The organism is Deltaproteobacteria bacterium (assembly GCA_011773515.1).
Classification (GTDB): domain Bacteria; phylum Desulfobacterota; class Deferrimicrobia; order J040; family J040; genus WVXK01.
Map to the genome: position 1 here is coordinate 1 of WVXK01000059.1, position 8,061 is coordinate 8,061.

At 56.8% G+C, this 8,061-nt stretch carries 6 protein-coding genes and 1 pseudogene (1 of these 7 only partly in view); all 7 read right to left on the reverse strand.

Annotated elements, in window-relative coordinates:
- Positions 1-52: 52 nt before the first annotated feature.
- Positions 53-1,273 (reverse strand): hypothetical protein, encoded by a 1,221-nt coding sequence (locus GTN70_06680; protein NIO16671.1) that lies wholly within the window; start codon positions 1,271-1,273, stop codon positions 53-55.
- Between the two features lie 8 nt (positions 1,274-1,281).
- Positions 1,282-2,127, reverse strand: a complete 846-nt coding sequence (locus GTN70_06685) for a 4Fe-4S binding protein (protein ID NIO16672.1) — start codon at positions 2,125-2,127, stop codon at positions 1,282-1,284.
- 815 nt (positions 2,128-2,942) lie between these two features.
- Positions 2,943-4,079 carry a redoxin domain-containing protein gene (locus GTN70_06690; GenBank protein ID NIO16673.1) on the reverse strand — a complete coding sequence of 379 codons (1,137 nt, stop codon included), beginning with the start codon at positions 4,077-4,079 and terminating at the stop codon, positions 2,943-2,945.
- A gap of 135 nt (positions 4,080-4,214) precedes the next feature.
- Positions 4,215-4,892: a hypothetical protein gene (locus tag GTN70_06695; GenBank protein ID NIO16674.1), complete on the reverse strand. Its 678-nt coding sequence runs from the start codon at positions 4,890-4,892 to the stop codon at positions 4,215-4,217.
- Positions 4,893-4,926: 34 nt separating this feature from the next.
- The gene (locus GTN70_06700) at positions 4,927-5,943 is read right to left on the reverse strand and encodes a tetratricopeptide repeat protein (protein NIO16675.1); all 1,017 of its coding nucleotides are present in this window, start codon (positions 5,941-5,943) and stop codon (positions 4,927-4,929) included.
- A 42-nt stretch (positions 5,944-5,985) separates the two neighbouring features.
- Entirely contained in the window at positions 5,986-7,287 is a 1,302-nt protein-coding gene (locus GTN70_06705; GenBank protein ID NIO16676.1) for a cytochrome C, read from the reverse strand.
- 72 nt (positions 7,288-7,359) lie between these two features.
- Positions 7,360-8,061 (reverse strand): annotated as a pseudogene (ccsB, locus tag GTN70_06710) (c-type cytochrome biogenesis protein CcsB) (it continues 99 nt past the right edge of the window).

Genomic DNA, 8,061 nt, shown 5'->3' on the forward strand with positions numbered 1-8,061 from the left:
CGAAACCGGTTTATCGGGACCCGGGACTGCAGACTTCCTCATCACAGCCTTGCTACATCTTGTGACACGTTATGCACAGTTTGGACTCCTCTTCCCGGAAAAGCCGCCTGTTTTTCGAAAAATGGGGTGCATGGCATCCGAGGCAGGAAAAGTCGCCGTTTTTCTCCCGGGGGAACTTTTCCGGAACACGGGTGCTCGAGCCCTCCGACGCTGACAAAATGTGCAGTCGGTGGGGCTTCTGATGGCACCCGCGGCAGAGCCGGCTACCGGACTCTTTGAGCTGGTTCGGGTTGGAAGAGGCGTGGGGGCTGTGGCATGAGGAACACATCACCTTTTTGACCGGCTCGTGGACGGTCGCATACCCCTCCTGCTCTGGGTCCTTGTCGTCGTGGCACTCGAAACAGATCTTTTGAGCTACCAGCAGTTTCTCGTAATCTGAAACATGAGGTGTATGACAGGAGAGGCATTCCCCCTCGGCCACAGGTTCGTGGGCGAACTTCAATGGAACCCCCTTTTCGTCTCTGGTCACGTCACCGTGGCAGCCGAAGCAGAGGGCGGCACCTTCCCTCTTCAACTGGAACTTATGGGCTGATGCGTGGGGATCGTGACAGGATGCGCATTCCATTTTGCCCACGGGAGCGTGGACGCTCCCCTTCCTGGCCTCTCCCGGGTCCTTATCGTCGTGGCACTCAAGGCAGATATGCTCATGCGTCAGGAGCTTCTTGTTTTTTGAAAAGTGCGGGTCGTGGCACTCGGTGCACTCCTCCTCCAGAACGGCGNNGCGGGCTTTTCCGTCATCGTCCTTCGTCGGGTCATCGTGGCACTCGAAACAGAGCGCCTTTACGCCCCCGATGAGGGCGATCTCCTGCCCCTCGAATTCGTGGCAGGACCCGCAGCCCTCCTCCAGGGCAGGATGGACCGTGTAGCGATTAAAGGTCAGTTCATCATCGCCCGATTTCATCTTCAGGGAGGGGATATCGCTTCCGACGACCATGAAGACCCGAATGGTATCTTTTCCCAGTTTGATGATGTTCATTCCCGGCGTAAGCTCCACATTCCCCCGGAAGAACTCCCCGTCCTCGAGGGAAAACTTCCGGATGTAATTGACCTCGCCCTCAACCGGCCCATCGTCTTCTGCGAAGCCGTAGATGGTGATTTTTTTCCCGCCCGTCAGGGTCAGATCGGGCGGATACAATACGTCTGTTTTCCCGCGCGACGGAAAGAGAAGGGAGAGCAAAAAAAGTGCGGCGATGAGTGACCGGTTGATGTTCATATTCAGATTCAGTGAGCGGCGACTCCGGCTTGATCCGTGGAGTCGACCCCCTCGGTCGCGACTCCAGCCTCCCCTTTCTTGAATGGATCCCGGGTAAAGACGGTCGTTGATTTTACGCTCGGGCACCGGGTGCAGTCGAGGCACCGTACGCAGTCGATCGAGTTGGGTTCCCGGTCAACCCTTATGTCGACGGGGCATATCTTCTCGCACTTCCCGCACTTGGTGCAGGTATCGGGGTTCCACTCGAGCCGGAAAAAACTCGCCTTGTTGAAAACGGAGAATATCGCTCCCAGGGGGCAGATAACCCGGCAGAAGGGCCTCTTCGAAAGCACGGACGTGGAAACGAAGAGCAACAGGATCGAGATCTTCGCCCAGAAGAGCCACTTGATCATCGACCGAACGTTCAGGTTGAGGGTTACCCAGGGAATCCCGCCGATGAGGGTCCCCATGGGGCACAGCTTGGAAAACCAGTTCTCCTGGGTTACGTAAGGGATGATGAACACGAGGCCGACCAGGACCAGGTACTTCCCATAGCGCAAGAACGTGGGAATGCGGAACTTCCAGCTCCTGAACTTGTAGAGGATATCCTGCAGGAACCCGAAGGGACAGAGGGTCCCGCAGGTCATCCGGCCGATGCTCGAGCCGACGACCCCGAGTATCCCCATGGCGTAATAGGGGNNGGTACCGATGGGACAGGAGAAGAGGGCGTTGGGGCAGGCGTAGCAGTTCAAAACGGGCACGCAGAAGCTCTTGAGCGACCCCTGGTAGAGGGAGGCGGTAAAAATCCCCTTGTAATAGCCGTTGGTGCCGAAGGTGCCGATGAGCTGGACGATCCTTCGCTTGAGATAGTCCAATCTATCACCCTGGATGCGAGTATCTGATCAGGGCGGGGATAAACCCCTGCCCCTGTAAAAAACCGGAAAACCGAAAGTCGGGAGTTGAACGCCGGCAGTTTTGGGAATCACGGCTTTCTCCTCTCTTATTTCTACTCTCACCTCTTGAAAATTTTGAATTCTCCTGTTCTGCACTCTTCACTCTTCACTCTGCACTACCATCGCAGGGAGTCTGTAGTCCCGAGTCCCGGGTCCCGTGAAACCGATTTCGCGTTTAGAGTTTCGAGTTGGGTTTTCATTCCGCATTCCGAATTCCGAATTCCGCATTACCATCTATCCCTGTTTCCCCCTTGCCCCCTTAATCCTGAATATTTAGGGGTCACCCGACCCCTATGCAGGAGAGTCAGAGCATCGCACCGTTGAAGAGGGTCTCGCCCATCTCCCCCCGGTAGATGCCGAAGACGAGGGCAGAAACAGTCAGGAGCGCGACAACCACAAAGATAAGCTTTTTCAACATCCAGCCTCCCTTAAGCAATCCAGAACATTATAATCGGTATCGGGCAACAGCGACCGAGAATATTGCTTCGAACCCAGCCACCAAACGACCTTCTAGTCTGCACTCTACATTCTTCACTCTGCACTACCATCGCAGGGAGTCTGTAGTCCCGAGTCCCGTGTCCCGGGTCCCGTGAAACCGGTTTCGCGTTTAGAGTTTCGAGTTGGGTTTTCATTCCGCATTCCGAATTCCGCATTACCATTCCAGTTTCTCGTTTCTCGTTGGGTTTTCATTCCGCATTCCGCATTCCGAATTCCGCATTACTATTTTTTCTTTTGCATCAATACCCCAGCTTTTCCCCCGCCTTCCGGTAAAAGAGGGCGGCCTTGTTCAGGTTCCCGCTCTCCTGGTACACCGTTCCCGCGAGGGCAAGGACTTCCGGGTCCATGCGGGCGAGGCCGACCGCCTCCATCACGTACCGGTCCGTCTCCTTCTCGTTTCCCCTCTTCGCCAGGATCAGCCCCTTGACAATAAGCGCGGTGGTGTATGCCGGGTTTTTTTCCAGAACACTGTCCACCAGCTTTTCGGCATCGTCGACAGCCCCTTCCCGAACGAAAACCCGTGCAAGCCCGGTGGATGCGGCCTCATCGCCCGGGGATACTTCCAGCGCCGTTTCGTACATCCCCTTCGCTTTCAGAAGGTAGGCCTTCTTCTTTGCCGCCTTCGCCAGGTAGATGTCCCCGAGAAGGACCTTCGGCTTGACGAACTTATCGTCGCTTTTGATGGCGATTTGCAGCTTCCTCTCCGCCTTCGCATGCATGCCGGAGTCATAGAGCCGCCGCGCAAGGTTATAGTTCAGAAGGGATGACCGCTCGGGCCTGTATCCCGTCTCAGCGGCCGTCGAAGCCGACGCATCCTCTTTCACGCCGAGCAGCACTTCGACTCTCTCTTTAATCTCATTACTGGCAAGCGAGGGATACCCGTTCACGGTTGCAACGACGATCCCCCCGGACTTAACAACGGCGCTCGAGGGTACGGCCACGACGCCGAAACGCCGGTAAACCCCCAGGTCCGTGTCGACCAGTACCGGGTAGGTTACCCCGAGCTCGGCGACCTTGCCTCTTACCGTTTCGATCTCCCCTGCGTCCATGCCCTCATGGTCAACGTTGATGGCGATTATCTCGAGGCCCTGCTCTTTCAAAGCGCTCCTGACCTCTTCCAGGTCTTTCAGCTGGACGAGGGAGCGCTCGCTCCAGGTGGCGAAGAACACGATGACCGCCGCCTTTTTCCCCTTGATCCCATCAGAGGAGACCTCCTGTCCCCCGAGGTCCTTCAGCGTAAAGCTCGGAACCTCCATGCCCTCCCCCAGGTTCTTGAAAGCCGCAGCGGCGGTGGATATGAGCATGGCCGACGCAAAGACCATGACGGCGTGAAAAACAAGAGAACAAAAATCCACCTTCACTCTCCTTTTCTTCAATGCAGCCCCTCCCCGATAATTGAGAACTAGTCATTTAAAAACGCATTATTGCCGGAATCGAATGCCGTGAAATTTTTGAGGCCTTACCTTGACTCCCCGGCCGTTTCAAGACGGCCGGGAATCCGGCACCCCGCCCTATCTCAGGAAATTTACTTCCTCCGACGAGTGGGGGTTGTGGCACTTCTCGCATTTTTTGTTCTTCGCGGACAAAACGTGCGTCCTGGAACTGCTCTGGTCGTGGCACGAGATGCAAAGTACCCGGGTATCTTCCTTCAGAAAATAGGCATTCCTGGAGCCGTGGGGTTCGTGACAGACGGCGCACGCACCGCCACCCAGGGGACCGTGGACGAACTTCTTGTCGTCTTTCTTATCGTGGCACCGGTAGCAGAGGGAGTCCTCGGGCCGCGAGACGGAATATCCCTGCCGGTGGCAATCGCCACATCTCATATCGGCAACGTGGTACCGGTAACCCCCGTTATTTCTCACCAGGAAGTTTACGCCAACCGGCTTCGTCCCGGGGAAAGAGATCTCGACCCGGTTCTTTCCCCTGTCGAGATAAACCTCTTTGTAGAATACGCCGTCACGCAGGTCCGCCTTCAGCCTCTTTCCGTTTCCCAGCGTCAAGGTCACCTCTCCCCTCGTCTCACCGCAGACCTTTCCGATGAACAGGGATTTGCCCGGCGAAAGAACCGCATCGCTTTCCGGCTGGATCAGGATGATGCCGGGGTTTTTAGCGAAGCCGGCAGGCGCCCAGGAAAAATACAGGCACATCCCTGCGACGAGAAAAAACGGAGCAATCCTCTTCATGGTCATCCGCTGCCCCCTCCTCCCTGTCTGTACCAGGCGATCATTCGCCGAGGACCCTCTTCAGCGCCTTCCGGTAGAACTTGACGGCGTTTTCAAGGTCCCCCTTTTTCTCGTAGGCGTTGCCGAGCCAGTAGTAGGCCCTCTGGGGCCTGGGGTTGAGCATGCTGGCGCTGGTGAGGTTCTCAACGGCGCCGTCGTAATCTCCCTTCTTGATAAGTACGATCCCCAGGGCGATCCTGGCATCCCGCATGTTCGGGCTCTTTTCCAGAACAAGGTTCAGCTCAGTAATGGCTTCGTCGACTTTGCCCGACTTCCCCAGCGACTCCGCGTAGAGCGTTCTCGCCTCAAGGTTCTCCGGGTCTTTATCGACTGCCTCCATGAACTTCTCCGCTGCCTTCTCGTGCATCCCCTTCGAGGAGAGCTTCTTTCCGAGGATGATGAGCCGTTCCGCTTCCGTCTGCCCGGCTGACTTCTGCACCTCGTCGCCCGGGCGCACGAGCTTCTCGTAATCCGCCTCGGTCATGGCTCCCGCCAGGACCTTGACCTTTCCTCCGACGATGTTTTCGTACTCCATGTCGTAGGATGAGTGCTCGAACGCCAGTTTTCCCTCGCCGTCGACGATTGCCGTGGCAGGAAGGACGAAGAGCCCCCAGTCGCCGTAGACCTTCCGGTCGCTGTCGAAGACCAGGGGGAGGGTTATTTTTTCCTCTTCCAGAAAGGCCTTCACGTCCTCGGCCCTGTCCTCGTAGGAGACGACGACGTACACACCGACGCCCTTCCGGGACACTTCCTGATAGATCCTATCCAGCGTTCCGAGCATTTTTCTCGACTTGCTGTTCTTTGTAACCGACACGAAGGCCACCAGTTTGACCTTGCCGTCGGCGGGGGTAAAGGTGACATCCCTGCCTTCTGCATCCTTCAGGGCAAATCCCGGGACCGCTTCGCCCACCTCCTGCGTTCTGAATGTGGACCCGGAAGCCGCAGCCCCCATGCAGGAGAGAAGCACCAACGCCGCAAGGGAAGGGAGAAGGAGTCCCGACAGTTTCAACTTCAGCATCGTTCTACTCCTTGAAACAGGTAAGGTTCAACGCGCTCTTTCTCACTTGTTTGCTACCGGGCTGTCCCTGTCGTACTGCTTCGGCTTGTGGCACCCGACCTCACAGCCGCCTCCCGTGTCCGTCTTCGTAAATTTCACGGGGAGCTTCCACATCTTGCCGAAGGGCACGTCCTCCCTGATGTGCTTCTCCTGGTTTCCCGCGTGCACCTGGTGGCAGGCCTTGCAGGAGCGCCCCTTCTCCTTGTTTACGTGGCGGAAGTGGAGGTTCTCGTCTCCATTTCTGAAGTTGGTAAGCCTCGTCGTCACCCTGTCCAGGGCGATGTCCTTGTTGTGGCAGCCGAAGCAGAGAGCGTAGTTCTCCGTCTTGTAGGGTTTGTAGAACTCTGCGGGGAAATACTTTTTGAGTATCTTCGGGTTGTCTGTCCCGTGGGGATTGTGGCAGGCAAAGCAGTCGTTCTGCTTGACCGGCCCGTGGAGATGTTTCGCCGATTCGACCGATTTCCCCATATCCTGGTGGCAGCCGAAACAGATATCCTTGGTGTGGGTCTTCAGCTGACGGGGGAAGTCCGACGAATGGGGCGTGTGGCACAGCGTGCAGTCCCCCTTCTTCAGGGCGCCGTGCTTGTATTCCGACTCTTCGAGGATCTTCGCCATGTCTTTGTGGCAGTTCAGGCACAGGTCCTTCCCGCCCATTTTAAGCTGAAAGCTGAAATCGGTATTGTGCGGGTCGTGGCAGTTGTTGCACCGCTCAGCGGCCGGCTTGTGGACATACTTCTTCGTGAACTGGGCCCGCCTGTCCTCGTGGCAGAGGAAGCAGAGTTCGTTGCCCGCTTCCTCGAGCATGTTCTCGTTGTCTGTGGAGTGGGGATTGTGGCACACCATGCAGTCGCCCGATGCAACGGGGCCATGGACGACCTGTTTCACCGTCTTGGTATTCTCATGGCACTTGAAGCAGAGCTCGCTCACCGTCCGGGCCTTCAGATTCTTCGGCGCATTCGACCCGTGGGGGTCGTGGCAGGCGGTGCACTCACCCTTCGCCACGGGGGCGTGAACGACCTCATTGGTATCCATGGGTTCGTGGCACAGGTAGCATAGAGCCTTGCCCTTCGCGGGAAACTGGAAATCCTGGGAAGCCTTTTTGGTGGGATGGTTCTTCTTGCCCTTCGTGTGGCACACGGCACACTGGCCCACGCCCACGGGTCCGTGAACGTATTCCGCCTTCCCCATCTGGGCGTGACACTTGTCGGTTACACAGCTCTTGGAGAGAGCCTTTCCGGGGAAGAAAATAATGAGAACAGCTATTGCTAACGCGGTGAGCGGGATAAAGCTGAAGGCTTTCTTCATCGTTTTGCCCCCTACCTTTGTTGGTTCAAGAAAACCATAATGCAAAATCTTATAAAAAGCAAATAGCTCTCTTTACGATCCGCCGTAGCTGTGCAGTCCCGAAAGAACGAGGTTCACGCCGAGGTAGCAGAATATCGTCGCCAGGAACCCGATGATGGAGAGTATCGCCGTCCTTTTCCCGTACCACCCTCTCGTTATCCTGGCGTGAAGAAAGGCTGCATAAACGAGCCAGACGATGAGGGACCAGGTCTCCTTGGGGTCCCAGGACCAGTAGGTACCCCAGGCGTAGTTCGCCCAGGCGGCCCCCGTGATGATCCCGGCCGTTAAGAAGGGAAAGCCGTAGATCACGCCCCGGTAAACCAGGTCGTCCAGGACCCGGGTTTTGGGGAAAGAGCCCACGACGCCTTTCTCTATCCCCTGTTTCTCCTGCCTCTCCTTGAGAAGATACATCACGGCCACGCCGCAGGAGACGGCGAAGGCGGCGTAACCGATGAAGCAGGTGATGACGTGGATGTGCAGCCAGTAAGACTGGAGGGCAGGGACGAGAGGCTGTATGGAGCTTTCCACGGTGCCGGCAAAAAGCATGGTGAAAAAGGCGATGGGGAGGACAAATGCGCCGAACGCCCTCGTCCTGTATTTGACCTCGACGAAGAGGTAAAAGAAGATGATGGACCAGGCGAAAAATACCAGGGACTCATAGAGGTTGGTGATGGGTATGCGCCCGATGCCGAGCTTGTACGATTCCACCCACCTGATGATGAGGGCCGCAGTCGC